Source organism: Ensifer sp. ENS03, assembly GCF_014852035.1.
GTDB classification, from domain to species: Bacteria; Pseudomonadota; Alphaproteobacteria; order Rhizobiales; family Rhizobiaceae; genus Ensifer; species Ensifer adhaerens.
In genome coordinates, this window is the sequence record NZ_JACVAV010000003.1 from 248,443 (window position 1) to 267,806 (window position 19,364).

Here is a 19,364-nt window from a genome sequence, read left to right on the forward strand (position 1 = left end):
CGCCCACTATCGCAGGACCGCGCGCAGCCGCGGGGCGGCGAAGTCGACGAAGGCCCGGAGCTTCATCGGCACCAGCCCCTGCGGAAGATAGACGAGCTGGACCGGCAGCGCCGGGTGCTCAAAGTCTTCCAGCAGCGGCACGAGCAGGCCGTCCGCCACTTGGCGCGCCACCTGATAGGAAAGCACCCGCGTCAATCCAAGACCGGATATCGCCGCGTCGACGGCGGATTCCGCCGTATTGACGATAAGCCGCGACCGGATCGGCGCGGCCAGCTCGCGCCCGCCGTCGAGGAAACGCCAGACATGGGCGGCCGTGACGTTTTCGAAGGTGATGCAATCGTGATCGGCAAGTTCGCTCGGGTGCCGGAGCACGCCATGCCGCGCGACATAATCGGGGCTTGCATAGACCACCCGGCGCACCGTGCCGATCTTCGTCGCCACGAGATTGCTGTCGGGCAGGTTGCCGATCCTCAGCGCCACGTCGATGTGATCGTCGACGAGATTGGCGAACCGGTCGCCCAAGGCGAGCCGCATATCGACCTCGGGATGGGCCTTGAGGAAATCGACCACGACGGGAAGCACATGCAGGCGTCCGAAGACGATGGGCGCAGAGACCGTCAGATCGCCCTTGATCGTGCTGTATTCGCCGGCTGCCACCCGTTCCGCCTCTTCGACGCGGGCAAGGATCTCCTTGGCAGCCTCGACATAGACGCGGCCCGCCTCGGTCAACTGGATCCTGCGGTTGGTCCTGGTGATGAGTTGCGCGCCCAGATGCGTTTCAAGCTCGGAAACCTTCCGGCTGATCGTGGCCAACGGCACCTTGAGGTGCCGGGAGGCTGCCGACAGGCTGCCGTTTTCGATGACGGCGATCAGAACCCCCATGGCGTCGAGACGGTCCACTTTTATCCTTCCATAATTCGGAAATCAGACTATCGAAATCGCATTCTACTGCCGAAAATTGGAAAGTCATAGATTGATCTCGAAGGTGGTTCATTCCGAACCGCCGGAGGGCCGTGACGGTTCTCAAGCTCTTCGAGGACATCTCCCATGAAACTCTACCGCCATCCGCTCTCCGGCCACTCGCACAGGGCGCAGCTTTTCCTGTCGCTGCTCGGCGTGCCGCACGAGCTGATCGACGTCGACCTCAAGGCGCGGGCACACAAGGCGCCGGAATTCCTCGCGCTCAATCCCTTCGGTCAGGTTCCGGTGCTCGACGACGAAGGCACGGTCATCGCCGACAGCAACGCCATCCTCGTCTACCTCGCCAAGAAGCTCGGCCGCATCGACTGGCTGCCGGAAGATCCGGCCTCGGCGGCGAAGGTGCAGAAATGGCTCTCGGTTGCCGCTGGCGACATCGCCTTTGGTCCGGCAGCCGCGCGTCTCGTCACGGTCTTCGGCGCCAATCTGGATGCAGAAGGGGCTATCTCCAGGGCCCACCGGGTGCTTGCACAGATCGATGCGGAGCTTGCCGGCCACGACTTCCTCGTGGGCGCAAGGCCGACCATCGCCGACGTCGCCCTCTACAGCTACGTGTCGGCAGCACCGGAAGGCAATGTCGACCTTTCCGACTACGCCCATGTTCGTGCCTGGCTTTCGCGCATCGAGCGCCTGCCCGGCTTCGTCGGCTTTGAGAAGACCGCCGTCGGCCTCGCCGCCTGATCCAAGCTCCCCGGGGCGGCAGCGCTGCCCCGGCCCCCTTCCAACCGGGACACCCGACCATGCCGGACAACGCACAGCAGAAAAAGCCGGATTCGCCGTGGCACGAAGGCGAACTCGCCATCCAGCGCAGCCTCGGCGTCGCCGAGCGCATGGATGCGACCGGGCGCAATTTCGTGCGCAGCTTCATGCCGGAGCAGCACCAGCAATTCTTCCCGATGCTGCCCTTCGCCATGTTCGGGGCCGTCGACGCGAGCGGCGATGTCTGGGCCACGATGCGCGCGGCAGCCCCCGGCTTCATGCAGGCGCCGGACGCCTGGAATCTCGATATACGGTTGCCGCGTGACAGGGATGATCCGGCCGATGCCGGCATGGAGGACGCGCACTCCATCGGCATGCTCGGCATCCAGCTCGAAACCCGGCGCAGGAACCGGTTGAACGGCGCGATCCGGCGCGATGCCGACGACGGCTTCACGCTCCGCGTCCGGCAGAGCTTCGGCAACTGCCCGCAATATATCCAGCTTCGCCAGTTCGCCTTCGTTCGCGACCCGCACCAGCCGGCCTCGGTGCGCCCGGTGCATGGTCGCGTGCTCGACGCCCGCGCCCGGGCCATCATCGCCAAGGCCGACACCTTCTTCGTCGCGTCCTACGTCGATCGCGACAGCGGCGAGCGCCAGGTCGACGTCTCGCATCGCGGCGGCAAGGCGGGTTTCGTACAGATCGGCGAGGACGGCGTGCTGACGATTCCGGACTTCTCCGGAAACCTGTTCTTCAACACGCTCGGCAATTTCATGGTCAACCCGCGCGCAGGACTGCTATTCGTCGATTTTACGACCGGCGACATGCTGCAGATGACCGGCAGCGCCGAGGTGATCCTGTCTTCTCCAGAGGTCGCGGCATTTCAGGGCGCCGAACGCCTGTGGCGCTTCCGGCCGGAGAAGGTCATTTATCGCGAGGACGGCCTGCCGCTTCGTTGGGCCTTCGAGGAGGGCGGCTGGTCTCCCAGCCTCAATTCCACCGGCGACTGGGATCAGGCGAAGGTCCGGCTTGACGCCGCGGCCCTTGCCGATGCGTGGCGCCCGTTCCGGATTGCCCGCGTTGAGGACGAGAGCACGACGATCCGCTCGCTCTACCTCGCGCCGGACGATGGCGTCGGGCTCATGGCCCACCAGGCCGGCCAGCACCTGCCGATCCGCATCAACGTCGGAGACGGCGAAAGACCGCTCGTCAGGAGCTATACGCTGTCCTCGGCACCGACGGATGGTCTCTACCGCATCAGCGTCAAGAAGGACGGCGTGGCTTCCCGGCACTTGCACGGACTGAAGCCTGGAGACCGGATCGAGGCGCGGGCGCCTGCCGGCAGCTTCACGATCGATGGAACCGAGCGGCGGCCCGCCGTGCTGATCGGCGCCGGCGTCGGCATCACGCCGATCCTTGCCATGCTCAAGCACATTGTCGCCGAAAGCCGCCGCAAGCGGCGCACGCGCCCGACCTGGGTCTTTCAGGCGGCCCGCTCGCCGGAGGAGCGCGCCTTCGATCGGGAGATCGCCGACCTGGTCGCGGAAGGCGAGGGCAATATTCGTCTGGTGCGGGCGCTGAGCCAGCCGGCAACGGCCATCGAAAACCAGGACTATGACATTGCCGGTCGCATCGACCTCACCCATCTCAAGGCCACCCTGCCCTTCGACGACTACGATTTCTATCTCTGCGGCCCGGCCGCCTTCACCCAGTCGCTCTATGACGGCTTGCGGGCGCTCAACATCGCCGATGCCCGCATCCATGCGGAGGCCTTCGGGCTGTCGTCGCTGACCCGGAGGCCGGACGGCGGTTCTGCCCCGGTGATGGTACCGGCGGCGAACGCCCCGGTTCACGTCGTCTTTGCCAAGTCGAGCAAGGAGGCGCGCTGGCAGCCGGGCGAAGGCACGCTGCTTGATCTGGCGGAGGCGCGTGGCCTGAACCCGGAATACGGCTGCCGCAACGGCAGTTGCGGCACCTGTCGAACGCCGGTGTTGGAGGGCAGGGTGACCTACCCCTCGCAGCCCTCCTTCCCGGTCGGCGAAGGCGAAGCGCTGATCTGTTGCGCCGTGCCGGCGGAGAGCGAAACGGGCAAACTGCATCTTTCGCTCTGAGCCCTGGTTCGGCTATGGATGATGCACCACATCATCAGGCAGTCGACCTCGGCCGAGCGGGATGCGCCATGAACGACCAACAGCTACGCGATATCGTGCTCTGGCTTTCAGAACAGGGCCTGAAGGGACTGGACGAGCCGGAGCTGTTTGCCGGCTTCTGCGAGCAATGTCGGGCAGCCGGTCTCGACCTTGCCCGCGCGCTCGGATTGATCGACACGTTGCATCCCGAATTCGAGGGGCGCGCGTTCCAGTGGAACGACGAAAGCGAGATCACGCCGGAGGTCATCCAATACGGCTCGACGACCACGGGCGAGGCGCTGCTGAACTGGCAGAATTCGATCTTCTACCACATGCTTTGCGACCGAACCGCGGAGCGCCGCATCCGGCTTTCCTCCGACGAGGGCACCACCTACAACATATTGGACAAGCTGAAAGCCGAAGGCCACACCGACTGCGTCAGCATGATCCACCACTTCACCGACCAGGGCCGCGTCGGCGAGATGGACTGTTTCTATTCCTATTGGACGACGCGGAACGACGGTGGCTTCAGCGAGGATGACATCGCAGCACTCCGTATCCTGCTGCCAACGCTTGCGCTAGCGGTGAAGGCAGGCTCATGCGTGCGGATCATCAGCACGCTTGCGGACGTCTATCTCGGCGCCGATGCCGGCCAGCGCGTCGTCAAGGGCAGCATTGCCCGCGGTTCGGCCGAACGCATCGAAACGGTCATGTGGTTTTCCGACCTGCGCGGCTATACGCGCATCTCCGACACCGCAGCACCCGACGAGATCATCCCGCTTCTCAACGATTATTCAGGAACCGTGATCACCGCCATTCACGACCATGGCGGCAGCGTGCTGAAGCTGATCGGCGACGGTGTTCTGGCGATCTTCAATGCCGACGATCCGGGGACCGCCTGCGCCAATGCAATCGGCGCCGAACGGCAGCTGCGCCGCATGCTTGCGGAACTCGACACCCGCCGGCAGGCCGAAGGCAAGCCGACCACCGAGGTCTATCTCGGGCTCCATATCGGCGAAGTTTTCTATGGCAATATCGGCAGCCAGACCCGCCTCGATTTCACCGTGGTCGGCCCGGCGGTCAATGAGGTGAGCCGCATTTCCTCGATGTGCCGTTCCGTCGAGAGGCACATGATCATGTCGTCTGATTTCGTCGAAGCCTGCCCGCCGGATGAACGGGTCCACGCAGTCTCGCTCGGCCGCTTTGCGCTGCGCGGCATCGCGAGGGCCAAGGAGCTGTTTACCTGGGATCCGGAATTGCCGATGGCCTGAGACGCAGCGGCTACTGGCTCATCGCGCCTGCAGAAAGACGCGAGAGGTGGCGATGCTGCAGCTCGATCTGCACCTCGTCCTGAAAAACCAGAACCTGATGGCGCACTTCGTCTTCCGAACATCCGCAGGCAAAGAGCTCATCCGCTAGAGCGCGGCAGCGGCGGCGCCAGAATTGCAGCGCTTCGGCACCGTGCAGATCTTCAAGCTCGGCGGCAGCACTGCGAATGGCATGCAATCTCCTGACCACCGGAAACGGAACAATGGTGTTGGTTTCCGTGGCTTCCACTGATTGATTGCTTGCCATCGTCTCGTTTGCCCCCTGGACTTCGTGCGTTGACGCGAACGCACAAAGACGCCCTACGCGTAGTGATATCGAGCAATGGCTCCGCTTCCGGTGTCCCCAACCGAAGGCGATTTGCTCTGCTGATTCCATTTCTACGAAGCCTATGGTTAACGTTTCCTTCCCACCGGTGCCGAAGTGAACCGATTGCGTCTCGCAGGTGCACGAGACATCGGTCGCGTCACGTGGCCGACACGCTTTCACGCTTTTCTGGGTTGGTTTCGATCCAAAAACATGACATTAAAAATCATCTTTCTATCAGCGCCCATGGCGCCCCCGCCCCCAGTGAGTGCACGTGCATGCTGAAGCGTTTCTTCGCGTTCTACCGCCCCTATCGCGGCCTGTTCATTCTCGACTTTTCCTGCGCCGTACTATCAGGCCTGCTTGAACTCGGCTTCCCGATTGCGGTGAAGCTGTTCGTCGACCAGCTCTTGCCGAGCCAGGAATGGACACTGATCCTGCTGTCCTCCGTGGGGCTGCTGATCGTCTACCTGCTCAACACCGGCCTGATGGCAACCGTCACCTATTGGGGCCACATGCTCGGCATCAATATCGAGACGGACATGCGGCGCATGGCCTTCGATCATCTGCAGAAGCTCTCTTTCTCGTTCTTCGACAACCAGAAGACCGGCCATCTCGTCGGCCGCCTCACCAAGGATCTGGAAGAAATCGGCGAGGTCGCGCATCACGGTCCGGAGGATCTGTTCATTGCCGTCATGACCTTCATCGGTGCGCTGATCCTGATGCTGATGGTGCATTGGCAGCTGGCGCTGATTACCGCCGCCGTCGTGCCACTGACCGCCTGGGTAACCAGCCGCTACGGCGGGCGCATGACCCGGAATTTTCGCAATCTCTACGGCCGGATCGGAGACTTCAACGCCCGTATCGAGGAGAATGTCGGTGGCATGCGCGTGGTCCAGGCCTTCGCCAACGAGGCCCATGAGCGCAGCCTGTTCGAGACCGACAACCAGAACTATCGCCGCACCAAGCTTGAGGCCTACCGTATCATGGCGGCCAGCACGTCGCTGAGCTACATGAGCATGCGGCTGACGCAGCTGATCGTGATGATTACCGGCTGCTACTTCGTGTTGACGGGCGAGCTGACCAATGGCGGCTTCGTCAGCTTCCTGCTTCTGGTCGGCGTCTTCTTCCGGCCGGTCGAGAAGATTAATTCGGTGATCGAGACCTATCCGAAGGGCATCGCCGGCTTCAAGCGCTTCCTCGAACTGATGGAGACCGAGCCCGATATCGAGGATCGTCCCGGTGCGACCGACGTCGCTGATCTCAAGGGCGACATCACCTACAGCAACGTCTCCTTCGGCTACAGCGCCGAAAAGCCGATCATCCAGAATATCGACCTCACGATCCGCGCCGGCGAGACGATCGCCTTCGTCGGCCCGTCGGGCGCCGGCAAGACGACGATCTGCTCGCTTCTGCCGCGCTTCTACGAAGTGATGGAAGGCGCAATCACTGTCGACGGCACAGATATCCGCGACATCACCTTGTCGTCGCTGCGCGGCCAGATCGGCATCGTGCAGCAGGATGTCTTCCTCTTTGCCGGCACCATTCGCGACAACATCGCCTATGGCCGGCTCGGAGCAAACGAAGCCGACATCCTGGAAGCGGCGCGGCGCGCCCGGCTCGACGGCATGATCGCGGCCCTGCCCGACGGCATGGACACGGTGATCGGCGAACGCGGCGTCAAGCTTTCCGGCGGACAGAAACAGCGACTGGCGATCGCCCGCATGTTCCTGAAAAACCCGGCGATCCTCATTCTCGACGAGGCCACCTCGGCGCTCGACACGGAAACCGAGAGAGCAATCCAGCAGTCTCTTACCGAGCTTTCCAAGGGGCGCACGACGCTGATCATCGCGCACCGGCTGGCAACGATCCGCGATGCCGACCGCATCGTCGTGGTCGACGGTAGCGGCATTCGCGAACAGGGACCGCATGCAACGCTGCTGGCCGCCAAGGGCGCCTACAGCCGCCTCTATCACGCCCAGGCAGGCGCCGGCTGAGGAGAGCTGTCGGCGCGGCATTGCAAGTGCCGGGAGGGGACGGTACGAACGAAGGCAGACACCGCCCTGCCCTTCGTCGGACCGATTCTTCAGCGCCATGACCACTTCCGAACTTTCCGCTCTCGAACGCGCCCTAAAAGCCCTGCCCCAACACTATCCCGGTCCCGGCGGCGTCGCCGGTGTGGTCCGGGATGGTCAGGTGATCCTCAGCCACAGCTGGGGCTATGCCGACCTGACCGCCCGCAGGCCGATGACGGCGACAACCCGCGTACCGATCTGCTCGATCACCAAGCAGATGACCTGCGCCGTGCTTCTGGACGCCGTCGGCGAACCGGCAAAGCTCGACCGCGCGCTCGACTCCTACCTGCCTCTGCTCGAAGGCAAGCGCCCGACCGTGGCCCATCTCTGTCACAACCAGTCGGGGCTGCGCGACTACTGGGCGCTGACCGTGCTGCAAGGCGCCAGGCACGACGGCGTCTTCCGCCGCGAGGACGCACGGTCCCTGCTCTCCTCCGCGCGGTCGACCCATTTCGAGCCGGGCACGCGTTACTCCTATTCGAACGGTAATTTCCGCATTCTCGCCGACCTCATCGAAGCGCATACCGGGCGCTCGATGGCCGAGCTCTATCAGCGTTCCGTGTTCGGCCCGGCCGACATGCAGACCGCTGCCCTCACCGCCGATACGAGCCTGCCCCCCGACGGTATCGTCGGCTACGAGGGCAATGAGACGGCTGGCTATTTCGAGGCGGTCAACAACATCTACTGGGCGGGCGATGCCGGTGTTTCCGCTTCGCTCGACGATATGCTCGCCTGGGAATGCTTCATCGACCGGACGCGGAATGACGAAAACAGTCTCTATCGCCGCCTGTCCGTACCGCAGACCTATGCCGATGGCCGCCCGGCCCATTATGGGTTCGGCCTTGCGCATGAAAAGATCGGCGACGTCGCCATCACCGGCCATGGCGGCGCGCTGCGCGGCTTCCGCAGCCGCAGGCTCTACGCGCCCGCTGAGCGCCTTTCGGTCGTGGTGATGTTCAACCATGAAGCCGACGCCCATGCGGCGGCGACCGCATTGATGAAGGTCGCCCTTGGCCACAGCGATGCCGAGCCCGCGACAGGCACCTGGGATGCCGACGGCACCGGCAGCTATCTGGATCCGGAAACGGGCCTCGCACTCGTTACCAGGCCCGCCGGCAAATCCCGCGTCGCGCTGAACTTCGCCACGGGTGCCGAAACGCTTGCGGTCGGTCCGGATGGCAGCGCGCAGTCAGCGGCCGTTACCCTTCGCGTGGAAGGCGCCTCGCTACACATGGAGCGCCCGCGTGAGAACCTGACGGTTCACGCCGCGCGCATCTCCGGCGCCGCAAAGCCTGATATCGCCGGCCGCTACCATGCGGCAGAACTCGATGCCGATCTCGACATCGTCTCCACCAACGGCGTCTTCTATGGTGGTTTCGACGGATCGCTTGGCAGAGGCGCCATGCACGCCCTGCGGCCGCTCGCCGAAGATGTCTGGCTGCTGCGCTGCAAACGCTCGATGGACGCGCCGGCACCGGGAGACTGGACCGTAGTCGTTTCGCGTGACGCAGAAGGCAAGGTGACGGGGCTGACGATCGGCTGCTGGCTCGCCCGGCGGATCGACTATAGCAAGATCGGCTGATGTCGAGATCGCGTCGCCGGCGATGCTCGCAGGCGGGACCATGCGGCACAAGATGACCATAACCGGAAGACCAGAACGTGAAACAGAAGCGACCGACAGCCGCCCGAGATACCGGCCGCCGCCCCGCGGCCGATACGGGAAAACGCGTGACGGTCGCCCGCGCCCTTTCCAAGCTTGGTTACTGCTCGCGCACGCAGGCCGAGAAACTGGTGCTTGAAGGCCGCGTCAGCATCAACGGGCGCAAGGCAACTGACCTCACCGCATGGGTCGATGTCGACAAGGACCGTCTCGCCGTCGACGGTAAGGCCGTGCTTGCCGAAAAGAAGGCCTACCTGATGCTGAACAAGCCGCGCGGGCTGGTGACGACCAGGCATGACCCGGAGGGCCGGCCGACGGTCTTCGACTGCCTGAAGAACATCGACTCCACCCATCTGTCGCCGGTCGGACGCCTCGACAAGGCGAGCGAGGGCCTTCTGCTGTTCACCAACGACACGGTGCTTGCGCAGCGGCTGCTCGATCCGGAAACCCATGTCGGCAAGGTCTATCACGTGCAACTGACCGGGCAGATCGACGACGCGCAGCTTGCGCAAATGGTCGCCGGCATCGACGAAGGCGGCGAGATGTTGCGGGCCGCCAGGGCCGAACGCCTAAGGGTGGGCGGCCGCAACATGTGGATCGAGGTGGAACTCGAAGAGGGTCGAAACCGCGAGATTCGCCGCATGCTCGATGCGCTCGGCTTCGAAGTGCTGCGGCTGCTGCGGGTTTCGATCGGGACGATCGCTCTCGGTGATTTGCCGAAGGGTGCTGCGCGTAACCTCACCGCCGACGAAATCGCCGATCTGAAGCGGCGCACCGGCCTCTAGGCCCTTCCCGCGGCGCGCAGCCAATCGCGCGATGGGTGGAAATCCACCCACGCGAGCACCGCCATGTTTCCGAATCCACCCAAAGCCGATCCAGGCTCCTGACAAATGCGTCGGATCGTGCGGACAGCCCGTTGTCTGTGCTAAGATTGCGTCCGCAAATGGGGGCATCCAGCACCGGCGTGGGAGGAAACCTTGCCGGCTGGCCATATTTCATCCGGGAGGAAGAAGATGAAAACCCTCAACGCATTGCTCGGCGCCGTTGCCGCCCTTTCCATTTTTGCCGTTTCCGCCAACGCACAGACCTACCCCGAACGTTCGATCACCATGGTCGTGCCCTTCTCCGCCGGTGGCCCGACGGACACGGTTGCGCGCCTGGTTGCTGAATCCATGTCGAAGGACCTCGGCCAGCAGATCATCGTCGAGAACGTCGGCGGCGCCGGCGGTACGCTTGGCGCTGGTCGCGTCGCCCAGGCCGATCCGGACGGCTACACCGTGCTGCTCCATCACATCGGCATGGCAACCAGCGCGACGCTCTACCGCAAACTCGCCTATGACACGCTGAACGCCTTCGAATATGTCGGCCTCGTCACCGAAGTGCCGATGACCATCGTCGCGCGCAAGGACCTCGAACCGACCGACCTCAAGGGTCTCGTCGAATATGTGAAGGCGAACAAGGACACGGTCACCGTCGCCAACGCCGGCATCGGCGCCGCCTCGCACCTCTGCGGCATGATGTTCATGAGCGCCATCGAAACGCCGCTGACCACCGTTCCCTACAAGGGCACCGGTCCGGCGATGACCGATCTCCTCGGCGGTCAGGTCGACATCATGTGCGACCAGACGACCAACACCACCAAGCAGATTCAGGGCGGCACGATCAAGGCTTACGCCGTCACCTCGCCCGAACGCCTGAAGGTCTTCCCGGACTTGCCGACGACCACCGAAGGCGGTCTGCCGAACCTGCAGGTTGGCATCTGGCACGGCGTCTACGCGCCGAAGGGTACGCCGGCTGAAGTGACCGAACGCCTGTCGAAGTCGCTGCAGGTGGCGCTCAAGGATCCGAACGTGGTTGCCCGCTTCGGCGAACTCGGCACCGAGCCGTCTTCGGACGCCGACGCCACCCCGGCCGCGCTGAAGACCAAGCTCGAAGGCGAGATCGCCCGCTGGAAGCCGGTGATCGAAGCGGCCGGCCAGTACGCCGACTAATCCACCGCTCATCGCGCCGCGCTCTCGAGCCATCTCGGGGCGCGGCGGTTCTGACATGGGCATGTTCCCGACGGTGTCCGGACAGGCGCCGTCAACAGCGGTTGACAGCTGTCAACGCGACGTTGCCCAATGTGCGAACCCGGCGCGAGCCGGCAATGCCAATGCGGGGGGCCGTCGACGCCTCGGCCCGGCTACCCCGCGAAAACAAATGGGGACACGATGAAATCACTCTCCTTCGATAGCACCAATGCGCTCTGCGGCGGGATCCTGACCGCGGTCGGCCTGTTCTTCGCCTGGCAGGCCTTCAACCTCGAGCTCGGCACAGCCTTCCGCATGGGGCCCGGCTATTTCCCCCTCGTGCTCGCGATCATCCTGACGCTCCTCGGCATCGTGATCCTCGTACAGTCCACCCGCGTCCAGGGGGAGCCGATCGGCGCGATTGCGCTGCGTGGCATGCTCTTCATTTTGCCGGCGCCGGTTTTCTTCGGCCTCACGGTCCGCGGTCTCGGCTTCGTCCCGGCACTGTTTTTCACGGCACTCATCGCCTGCTTTGCCTCCGGCCGCATGACGCCGCTTATGGCTTTGGCGCTCTCCGCAGCGCTGACGGCCTTCTCCGTCGCCGTGTTCAGCTATGGTCTCGGCCTGCCCTTCCAGCGCTTCGGCCCCTGGGTCCAATTCTAGGAGACGCGCAATGGAACTTTTCAACAATCTCGCGCTCGGCTTTGTAACCGCCGGTTCCCCCGCCAACCTGCTCTTCTGCCTCATCGGCGTGCTTCTCGGCACCCTGATCGGGGTCCTTCCGGGCATCGGCGCAACGGCGACCATCGCCATGCTCCTGCCGATCACCTTCCAACTTGAGCCGGTCTCCTCGCTGATCATGCTCGCCGGCATCTATTACGGCGCGCAGTATGGCGGCTCGACCACGGCGATCCTGATCAACATGCCGGGCGAATCGTCGTCAGCCGTCACCGCGATCGACGGATACCAGATGGCCCGTAAAGGTCGGGCCGGCGCCGCCCTGGCAATCGCTGCCCTCGGCTCATTCTTTGCCGGCACCGTCTCGACCTTCCTCGTCGCGGTCTTCGCGCCGCCCCTGACCGAAATCGCCCTGAAGTTCGGCGCTGCCGAGTACTTCTCGTTGATGATCGTCGGCCTCGTCTCCTCGATCGCACTCGCGCACGGGTCGATCGTCAAGGCGCTGGCCATGGTCGCCCTCGGCCTCCTGCTCGGCCTCGTCGGCACCGATATCTATTCCGGAACACCGCGCTTTACCCTCGGCATCCGGGAATATGCCGACGGCCTGAACTTCGTAGCGCTCGCCGTCGGTGTCTTCGGCATCGCCGAGATCCTGCGCAACCTTGAAAACGAACGCACCCGCGAGGTGCTGATGGCCAAAGTCACCGACCTGATGCCGACCAGGGATGACTTCAAGCGCATGTTCGCGCCGGTCGTGCGCGGCACCATCATCGGTTCGGCGCTCGGCATTCTGCCCGGTGGCGGCGCAATCCTTGCGGCCTTCGCTTCCTACACCGTGGAGAAGCGCGTCTCGGACCACCCCGAAGAGTTCGGCCACGGTGCGATTGCCGGCGTCGCCGGTCCGGAAAGCGCCAACAATGCGGGCGCGCAGACCTCGTTCATTCCGCTGCTCACCCTCGGCATTCCCGCCAATCCGGTGATGGCGCTGATGATCGGCGCGATGATCATCCAGGGCATCGTGCCCGGTCCGAACGTCGCAAGCGAACAGCCCGCCCTCTTCTGGGGCATCATCGCCTCGATGTGGATCGGCAATCTGATGCTCGTGGTCCTGAATCTGCCGTTGATCGGGCTCTGGGTGAAGCTGCTGAAGATCCCCTATTACGTGCTCTTCCCGATCATCATGGCGTTCTGCTCGATCGGGGTCTACAGCGTCAACTCCAATGTCTACGACCTCTATGCCGTCGCCTTCTTCGGCCTCGTCGGCTACCTGCTGTTGAAGCTGCGCTGCGAACCCGCTCCGCTGCTGCTCGGCTTCGTGCTCGGACCGCTGCTCGAAGAAAACCTCCGCCGCGCCATGATCCTGTCGCGCGGAGACCCGACGACATTCGTCACTCGACCGATCAGCGCCATCCTGCTTCTGATCGCAGCCCTGGTGCTCGTCGTCGTGTTCCTGCCGAGTGTGAAGGCCAAGCGCCACGAGGTTTTTGTCGAGGAGGATTGATCCCTGCCCGCCAATTTCGCAACAATAACAATATAATTCAATAGGTTAATCGCCGCGCCCCAATCGGAGGCGCGGCGTTCTTCTGGCTGCGGCATTCTGCCCCTGCGCGGTTTGCCACATTGAGCTTTATCAAGCCGGTCGCCAATCTCTGCCCCATCGAAACAGGAACGAGCCGGGGCGATGACACGTCGCGAGAAGATCAGATGGAACAATGCCGTGCGCATGCTTTGCGCCGCGGCGCTGTTCCTGCTTGGTTTTGCCCATCTCGGCCCTGCCCTGGCCACTCGCCTGCCGGCGGCCGAACTGGCGCTCTATGCCCTGCCCGACGGGTCCCTGCCCGATTTTTGCCAGACCGGTTTGGGTGAAGACGGCAAAGACCAGCCCGGCCATAAACATGTTTGCAGCGCCTGTCGGTTCTTCTGGGCGCTGCTGACGCCGCCGGACGGTTCTCTCAGCGAGCGCCTGGAGACAAACCGCACACCTGCGATCCGGGTTGCGGCAGTTCGACCGGTGCCACAAGTTCACGCACCCAATGCCCGTCCGCGAGGCCCGCCACAGGTCGTCATCCGGCTTTGACCTCCGTTGACAGCTGTCAACATCCTCCTTCGACGCCCGTCGGCATCGGGGCATCACGCCTCCTTGCGTCGGTCATGCGGACGTTTTTCATGCCAGAAACCCTGATCACCACTGCCGCGCCAGCGGCTCCCCCTCGCGCGTCCTCGATAAGGCCGCCTCGCCCGGCCTCGCGTAGTCGTGTCGTCGGCGAAAACCTGACCCTGCTCTATGAGGGCGGACGCAACCGCGCGCTCTACCGTGTCGTTGACGGCTGCGTCGTGCTTTCGCAACTTCTCAACGACGGTCGCCGCCAGATCACCGACGTGCTCGGACCGGGCCGGCTCTTCGGCTTCACTATCGACGGCCGCAACATCGCCACCGCCGAAACGCTGAGTATCGCGCGCATCGAGCCTCTGGGTGACGCGGATCTCAACGCCACCAATCCGGCCGTCGCCAGCGAGTTGAAGACGACGCTTCACCGCATGCAGATCCATGCCACGCTGCTTGGTCGCAAGACCGCCAGCGAGAAAGTCGCCAGTGCGCTGGTGGAACTATCGCGCCTGTTCAATCGGACCGGCCGTAACGGCGCCCCTGCCCGGTTGAGCTTTCATCTCCATCTCACCCGCGCCGACCTTGCGGATTGGCTTGGCCTTACCGTCGAAACGGTCAGCCGCTGTCTCAACCGTTTCAAGCGCGAGGGCCTGATCGACTTCAGCCACCCGAAGACAATGCGTGTCCTCGATCCCGAACGCCTCGAAGCGACCGCCGGCTTCACCCGACAACAGACCGGCGAGACGACACGCCCTTGAATAAAACCCGCGCCGCCTGTCCCCCCAATGCGGCCACCCACGCAAAGGAAAAACCATGATTGCGAGACTTGTCTACCACGTGCCGGTGTTCGGCTGGATGCTCAAGGAGGCCGTGCAAGGTTCACAGACGGCCAAGGTGCTGTTTCTGATCAACTGCGCGCTGCTCTGGCTGCTCGCCATCGTCGCCTTCGGCTACCCGGCGATCATCATTCCGGCATTGACGCTGGTGCCGGTGATCTTCGTTCTGTTGATCGTGATCACGATGGGCTGACGCCTATACGGTCCGGCGGCAAGCTTTCCGCGCTGCCGCCGGTTCAAAGCACGCCCCAGCCGCGGTAACGCCCGCGGCCGGTCATCTCGCGGATGCCAAGCTCTCGAACGAGGTTCAGCGCGCCGCGCGGCGTCACCCCGACATGCTTGGCGACCAAAGCCGCCGATACGATCGGCCGCGACAGAACCAGGTCGATCAAGGCCGGCAGACTGCTGTTGGAACGACGATCGCGAATGCGCATGTCCATCTGGGTCTTCGCAAGCGACAGACGGTCGAGTTCCTTGAGACCGAGATCCGCCGTCACCGTCATCGCCTCCAGAAAGGCGCTCCAACGGGTCAGTGCGTCCTGGGACCTCCGTCGCTCATAGCGGATGGTCTTTAGCCCGGTGTTGAACGACAGCAGGTGCGAGGTGACCTTGCCTCTGGAGCGCAGGTAAGCGCCGACCAACAATGACCCCAGCCAATGCTGACGGCGCAGAGGCTCCCTCCGCTCCCAGGCATCGAAGAGCAAGGCGGCTCCAAGACAGGGCGGCAGCTGATCAGCCGCTGCCACCATCTGGCGCCATTCGTCAAGACGCACTTCCTCATCCCACTCTTCGTCGAAGAGCAGGCCGAGCTGTCCCATCGGCTCGCGGGCTGTCGCTAACGCCGTCCGTTCCGCGACTTCCAGCGTGTCCTGGTCATGCGCATCGAGCAGGCGCTGCGAGCGAGCGATGGCGGCGTCGATGGCCGCGAATTCGGCCGCCATCGGATTGCTGTCGCCGTCGTCCTCCGGCTCGCCCCGCTCCGGCTCACGATCGACACCCGCCGCCTGACGTGTTTCGGCCGGCGCAAGTGAAGGGATATCGAGCTCCGGGACCGGGCTCTGTTCGCCGCTGAGTGCTGCAAGCCCCTGGGCAGAAAGGGCCCAACCAGGCTCGCCGAGCCAGATGCGGCGGCGGACTTTCAGGACCGAATGGGCGATGGTCAACTCGTGGGTCGGCGCTCGCGCGTCCATGTGTGCATCGTGCAGCACGAGATCCTCGACATGAACGAGTTCGCCGGCCACCCAAAGTGCTGCAGTCGCATCGAAGAAATGCCCGCGCTCGCGGTACCCGTCTTCGACGACATGACGGTTCGTGCGCTCATCGAGCCGCGCCAAGGCGTCTTCCGCCGAAATCATCAGCGGGATCAGCGTTGGATGGTAGGGATCGGGAGACTGGTATCGCATTTTGAAAATAAACGGTTCCTGCGGATGTGGAACGTAACATGAGAATCACTTCCCCCACAGGCAGGAGACGCTTTCTCCACCGCTTGAAGACCAGCAAGCTGCGCCGCCTGATTTCGCAAACGACGACGGCGAATATTTCTATTCAAACAGGACTTGCATGTGTCTCGGCGCACGCCAATGTGTTGACAGCTGTCAACCGTGTTGATGTCTCGTCTATCAACGCCAAACCCGGTCAGTGAGTTGAGTACCATACTCGCTGTTTCCCCCAGCCATACCGTGTTCGCAATCACGCGGCAGTGAGATCCAACTATGCTTGGTGCTTTGTCGCTTTAGTTTACCCTTTCGCGACCCAGCTTTTTGGGGGGAGGGCGCTCGGCTTTAAACCAGCAACCTGTTGCCAGCTGGCAACAGCCCGCGAGTTCGCCACCTGAACGGATTCTGCCGCTAGAACGGGCTCTAACAAGGGAGGACGCTCAATCATTCGGCTCGAGATCGAGAAATTCGAAGTCTTGTACGCTGAGTCCGCGCAACGGAACTGAACCGCTCCTTCCTTTCCAAAAGAAGGAGAAACAGCAATGTTTTCTGATGGGTGGCCAGAGTCTGAAAACAATCTCAGACGTAAGAATAACGTAGAGATGTCAACGAATCCCTGCACTTACAGTGTCCCGCATTTCAACGTCACAGACAAGCCAAAGCGTTTCCGCGAGAGGAGACGCTCATGCCCCCTGTCGCTGTTCATCCGCTCACGGCGACCACTCCGGCTTGGGCTCGCAAGCGCGCCGACAGCATCGCCGACACGGTGAATGTCTGGTTTCTCGCGCGGCGCGTCAGGTCCCGCAGATAGCCCCCGGCCGAATGAATGTGCTCGGACCGTTCAAGAAGGCAGGCGAGTACCGTTGCCGTCGTTTCGGGACCAAGCACCGTGCACGCCTCGTCGTAGGCCTCCGGGCTGACGCCGAGCATCGTCCTGACAACGGTTGCGGCTAGGAACATGTCCCGCCAGTTACCAATTCGCCCCGCTGGTCCATAGTCACGGATCTGCGGGCAGGCTTTCAGCACCACCGGCAGCGCGCCGATATGATCGTGAAGGCGAGAAAGGCCGGGCGACTTTGCACTGCCTGCAACGGTATCATCATCCGCAGTGCATGACGTCTTGGTGCCAGCCAGATCCGAAAATGCCGCTTCAGGTCTTTCACAAGCGTTTTCAGATTCAGATTGATAATCGGATTCTGAACTCTGTATGTGCCGCTCATACTGGCGTTCATTGGCAGCCGTATTCTGCGTTTTCAGCAAGTTTTCCAGGTAATTAGTCAGATTGTCGCGGAGTGCCGACAAAACGGCGAGGGCGCGCTCCACTTCGGTGATCAGCGGCTTGCGCGACAGTGCCGTGTAGACCGCCTGGCACTGCGTTTCCGCTTCTTCCGCTTGGAGGACATCGGACTGGCGCAGGAGCTCGACGAGCTTGACGACGTCGCGCCGGCAAAGGCTCAGACGTTCGCGCATCACCTGCAGGTAGCGACGATCCGCTTCCAGCCGTGCCGCTTCCGCTGCGAACTCGGACGCCCGTGCAAGCATCGGTGCGAGATCGAAGCCAAAGGCCTGGCCGATCGCGCCCTTGCGGTCACGTCGGGCGTAACGCTTGCCATTGGGACTGTCGCGCCTGAGGATGAGCCCAGCCTCGACAAGCGCCGTCAGATGCCGCCTCAGCGTCGTCTCGGCCATGCCGTGCGTACGGAGCGAAAGCTGCGCATTCGACGGAAACACGACGAGGCCGGCGGCCGGGTCGAGTTCGCTCTTTGGGTAAAAGGACAGCAGTGCGTTCAGCACCGCAAGCGAACGGTCGGAAACCCCAAGGCTTGTCTTGGCGGCACACACCGTTCGAAACAATTTCCACTTGTCGACGCTCCCGTCGTCGACGGCCGGAGCGCTGGAAAGTTGGTATGCCAACATCCCAAGCGTCATCGACCGCCGCCCGAAGGGCGTCGTGACAATCCCACGATCCATTCTTCTTCACCTTTTCCAAGGCAAAAGAAATCCGTTCGCCGAAACGACGTTGAAAACTCTTGACACCGATTCGCGGAAATGGGATTCTCTAGTTGCTACACGAGAGAAGGGTTTCCGCAGCGCTAGTCGTTCGGAAGCCTTTTTCTTTTGCTCAGTTAGTCTCCTGTTTCCTCTTGATATTCGAGGTACAGAGATTTGAGCCTCTGCCTCACGAAATCTGCAAAGCCTGGTGCCGTCTTGCTGTTGAAGGCAAGCGTCGTCTCGACGTCCGTTTCACGGATACGCACCGGGGTTGTGTTGTCTGGCGCCAGCCATGGGATAGGCCGGGCACGCGCCCTGGAGGCGCTTAAGAAAGTGCACAAGGCGTCGAAACGCTGATCGCTGCCGGCCTTCTGGAATTCTCGGCTTTGCGTGAAGGCGGCTGCGGCCTCCGGCTTGCCATCTTGTGCGAGAAGCTCAGCGAGTTCAAACCAACGGCGCCGTCCGATCGATGGTGCCGGTCCGATGGCCTCGACCAGCGCAATCGGTAGCCGGCGAACAACAGAAATCATCTTCGACAGGGCGGCTTTGTCGACACCCAGCGCCGACATGATGATCTCACGCGAAAACCCGCGATCCTCAAGGCGGCTGCCAAAGAGCGAGCGCTCGATGAAGGAGAGGTCGGAACGGGTGTTGTTTTCCTGTCCCTGCGAGACGACCAATTGCTCGTCATTGAGATTGCGAACGACCGCACGAACACTGCTACCGATGTCGCGGGCAGCAGCCAGGCGGCGATGGCCGTAGGCGACCTGGTATCGCCCCTCGATGGTTGGATGCGGCCGGACCAGGATGGGCACCTGTTGTCCGTGCTCTCGCATCTGTTCAGCGAGGCTCAGTTGCGCGTCGGCCGCAATCCCGAGGCGATCGACGATGAAGGATGCGTCGATGAGCGCCGGATCGAGTTCGACGACCGCTTGCCCTTCGGCAAGTTGCCGCTCGAGCTCCTGGGCGCGTTCGACCTTCTGCGTGATGTTCGACAGCGACCGGGTGATGCCACCGACAGCAGTCGGGGGGCGGGCACCGGCCATCAGCCCGGCGATCGGGCGGTCGTTGCCCGGTGCGCCGTTGGCATCGTCGACGCGTTCCTCCGATATCCCGATCAGGTTCTTACGGGCCAT

The 19,364-nt window shown here is 63.1% G+C and carries 18 protein-coding genes; 13 read left to right on the forward strand and 5 right to left on the reverse strand.

The annotated features are described in order from the left end of the window. Positions 1 to 6: 6 nt before the first annotated feature. Positions 7 to 900 (reverse strand): LysR family transcriptional regulator, encoded by an 894-nt coding sequence (locus tag IB263_RS13985; protein WP_034787688.1) that lies wholly within the window; start codon positions 898 to 900, stop codon positions 7 to 9. Between the two features lie 147 nt (positions 901 to 1,047). Here IB263_RS13985 and IB263_RS13990 point away from each other — a divergent pair, with 147 nt between their 5' ends. The 3 genes from IB263_RS13990 to IB263_RS14000 all read left to right on the forward strand — a co-directional run bounded on the left by IB263_RS13990 (position 1,048) and on the right by IB263_RS14000 (position 5,074). Continuing rightward, positions 1,048 to 1,659 (forward strand): glutathione S-transferase family protein, encoded by a 612-nt coding sequence (locus tag IB263_RS13990; protein WP_034787691.1) that lies wholly within the window; start codon positions 1,048 to 1,050, stop codon positions 1,657 to 1,659. Positions 1,660 to 1,718: 59 nt separating this feature from the next. After that, positions 1,719 to 3,785: a pyridoxamine 5'-phosphate oxidase family protein gene (locus IB263_RS13995; protein WP_110818752.1), complete on the forward strand. Its 2,067-nt coding sequence runs from the start codon at positions 1,719 to 1,721 to the stop codon at positions 3,783 to 3,785. Between the two features lie 68 nt (positions 3,786 to 3,853). Further along, complete coding sequence (locus IB263_RS14000; protein ID WP_112984996.1) at positions 3,854 to 5,074, forward strand: adenylate/guanylate cyclase domain-containing protein; 1,221 nt, start codon at positions 3,854 to 3,856, stop codon at positions 5,072 to 5,074. A gap of 10 nt (positions 5,075 to 5,084) precedes the next feature. Here IB263_RS14000 and IB263_RS14005 read toward each other — a convergent pair whose 3' ends face one another. After that, complete coding sequence (locus IB263_RS14005; RefSeq protein WP_034787698.1) at positions 5,085 to 5,378, reverse strand: DUF6074 family protein; 294 nt, start codon at positions 5,376 to 5,378, stop codon at positions 5,085 to 5,087. Positions 5,379 to 5,713: 335 nt separating this feature from the next. Here IB263_RS14005 and IB263_RS14010 point away from each other — a divergent pair, with 335 nt between their 5' ends. The 9 genes from IB263_RS14010 to IB263_RS14050 all read left to right on the forward strand — a co-directional run bounded on the left by IB263_RS14010 (position 5,714) and on the right by IB263_RS14050 (position 14,993). Next, on the forward strand, positions 5,714 to 7,432 hold the full coding sequence (locus IB263_RS14010; RefSeq protein WP_060517758.1) for an ABC transporter ATP-binding protein: 1,719 nt from the start codon (positions 5,714 to 5,716) through the stop codon (positions 7,430 to 7,432). Positions 7,433 to 7,529: 97 nt separating this feature from the next. Next, a complete protein-coding gene (locus tag IB263_RS14015) occupies positions 7,530 to 9,092 on the forward strand; it encodes a D-aminopeptidase (protein WP_192438616.1) in 1,563 nt (520 codons plus the stop codon). A gap of 77 nt (positions 9,093 to 9,169) precedes the next feature. Further along, positions 9,170 to 9,955, forward strand: coding sequence for a pseudouridine synthase (locus tag IB263_RS14020; RefSeq protein ID WP_192438617.1), 786 nt, complete (start codon positions 9,170 to 9,172; stop codon positions 9,953 to 9,955). A 228-nt stretch (positions 9,956 to 10,183) separates the two neighbouring features. Continuing rightward, a complete protein-coding gene (locus tag IB263_RS14025) occupies positions 10,184 to 11,161 on the forward strand; it encodes a tripartite tricarboxylate transporter substrate-binding protein (protein WP_034787709.1) in 978 nt (325 codons plus the stop codon). A gap of 219 nt (positions 11,162 to 11,380) precedes the next feature. Beyond that, positions 11,381 to 11,842: a tripartite tricarboxylate transporter TctB family protein gene (locus IB263_RS14030; RefSeq protein ID WP_034787711.1), complete on the forward strand. Its 462-nt coding sequence runs from the start codon at positions 11,381 to 11,383 to the stop codon at positions 11,840 to 11,842. A gap of 10 nt (positions 11,843 to 11,852) precedes the next feature. After that, positions 11,853 to 13,358: a tripartite tricarboxylate transporter permease gene (locus IB263_RS14035; protein WP_089042940.1), complete on the forward strand. Its 1,506-nt coding sequence runs from the start codon at positions 11,853 to 11,855 to the stop codon at positions 13,356 to 13,358. A gap of 180 nt (positions 13,359 to 13,538) precedes the next feature. Next, positions 13,539 to 13,934, forward strand: a complete 396-nt coding sequence (locus IB263_RS14040) for a hypothetical protein (protein WP_112975274.1) — start codon at positions 13,539 to 13,541, stop codon at positions 13,932 to 13,934. Positions 13,935 to 14,023: 89 nt separating this feature from the next. Beyond that, positions 14,024 to 14,722: a helix-turn-helix domain-containing protein gene (locus tag IB263_RS14045; protein ID WP_162727332.1), complete on the forward strand. Its 699-nt coding sequence runs from the start codon at positions 14,024 to 14,026 to the stop codon at positions 14,720 to 14,722. A 55-nt stretch (positions 14,723 to 14,777) separates the two neighbouring features. Then, complete coding sequence (locus IB263_RS14050) at positions 14,778 to 14,993, forward strand: hypothetical protein (protein WP_034787730.1); 216 nt, start codon at positions 14,778 to 14,780, stop codon at positions 14,991 to 14,993. Positions 14,994 to 15,036: 43 nt separating this feature from the next. Here the strand turns inward: IB263_RS14050 and IB263_RS14055 are convergent, their stop codons facing one another. Further along, positions 15,037 to 16,203, reverse strand: coding sequence for an RHE_PE00001 family protein (locus IB263_RS14055; protein WP_060582304.1), 1,167 nt, complete (start codon positions 16,201 to 16,203; stop codon positions 15,037 to 15,039). Positions 16,204 to 16,241: 38 nt separating this feature from the next. On the opposite strand from IB263_RS14055, the gene IB263_RS14060 reads away from it, so the two are divergent. Beyond that, a complete protein-coding gene (locus IB263_RS14060; protein WP_143556295.1) occupies positions 16,242 to 16,442 on the forward strand; it encodes a hypothetical protein in 201 nt (66 codons plus the stop codon). 496 nt (positions 16,443 to 16,938) lie between these two features. Here the strand turns inward: IB263_RS14060 and repC are convergent, their stop codons facing one another. Beyond that, positions 16,939 to 18,207 (reverse strand): plasmid replication protein RepC, encoded by a 1,269-nt coding sequence (gene repC, locus IB263_RS14065; RefSeq protein ID WP_112975276.1) that lies wholly within the window; start codon positions 18,205 to 18,207, stop codon positions 16,939 to 16,941. Between the two features lie 155 nt (positions 18,208 to 18,362). Continuing rightward, the gene (gene repB / locus IB263_RS14070) at positions 18,363 to 19,364 is read right to left on the reverse strand and encodes a plasmid partitioning protein RepB (RefSeq protein WP_034787738.1); all 1,002 of its coding nucleotides are present in this window, start codon (positions 19,362 to 19,364) and stop codon (positions 18,363 to 18,365) included.

Bases quoted from the DNA above. Each gene is read 5' to 3' on its own strand.
- IB263_RS13990 (WP_034787691.1), top strand. From the start codon at position 1,048: ATGAAACTCTACCGCCATCCGCTCTCCGGCCACTCGCACAGGGCGCAG.
- repC (WP_112975276.1), bottom strand. From the start codon at position 18,207: ATGGATCGTGGGATTGTCACGACGCCCTTCGGGCGGCGGTCGATGACG.
- repB (WP_034787738.1), bottom strand. From the start codon at position 19,364: ATGGCCCGTAAGAACCTGATCGGGATATCGGAGGAACGCGTCGACGAT.
- IB263_RS14045 (WP_162727332.1), top strand. From the start codon at position 14,024: ATGCCAGAAACCCTGATCACCACTGCCGCGCCAGCGGCTCCCCCTCGC.
- IB263_RS14035 (WP_089042940.1), top strand. From the start codon at position 11,853: ATGGAACTTTTCAACAATCTCGCGCTCGGCTTTGTAACCGCCGGTTCC.
- IB263_RS14060 (WP_143556295.1), top strand. From the start codon at position 16,242: ATGAGAATCACTTCCCCCACAGGCAGGAGACGCTTTCTCCACCGCTTG.
- IB263_RS14000 (WP_112984996.1), top strand. From the start codon at position 3,854: ATGAACGACCAACAGCTACGCGATATCGTGCTCTGGCTTTCAGAACAG.
- IB263_RS13995 (WP_110818752.1), top strand. From the start codon at position 1,719: ATGCCGGACAACGCACAGCAGAAAAAGCCGGATTCGCCGTGGCACGAA.
- IB263_RS14030 (WP_034787711.1), top strand. From the start codon at position 11,381: ATGAAATCACTCTCCTTCGATAGCACCAATGCGCTCTGCGGCGGGATC.
- IB263_RS14050 (WP_034787730.1), top strand. From the start codon at position 14,778: ATGATTGCGAGACTTGTCTACCACGTGCCGGTGTTCGGCTGGATGCTC.
- IB263_RS14010 (WP_060517758.1), top strand. From the start codon at position 5,714: ATGCTGAAGCGTTTCTTCGCGTTCTACCGCCCCTATCGCGGCCTGTTC.
- IB263_RS14015 (WP_192438616.1), top strand. From the start codon at position 7,530: ATGACCACTTCCGAACTTTCCGCTCTCGAACGCGCCCTAAAAGCCCTG.
- IB263_RS14025 (WP_034787709.1), top strand. From the start codon at position 10,184: ATGAAAACCCTCAACGCATTGCTCGGCGCCGTTGCCGCCCTTTCCATT.
- IB263_RS14040 (WP_112975274.1), top strand. From the start codon at position 13,539: ATGACACGTCGCGAGAAGATCAGATGGAACAATGCCGTGCGCATGCTT.
- IB263_RS14055 (WP_060582304.1), bottom strand. From the start codon at position 16,203: ATGCGATACCAGTCTCCCGATCCCTACCATCCAACGCTGATCCCGCTG.
- IB263_RS14005 (WP_034787698.1), bottom strand. From the start codon at position 5,378: ATGGCAAGCAATCAATCAGTGGAAGCCACGGAAACCAACACCATTGTT.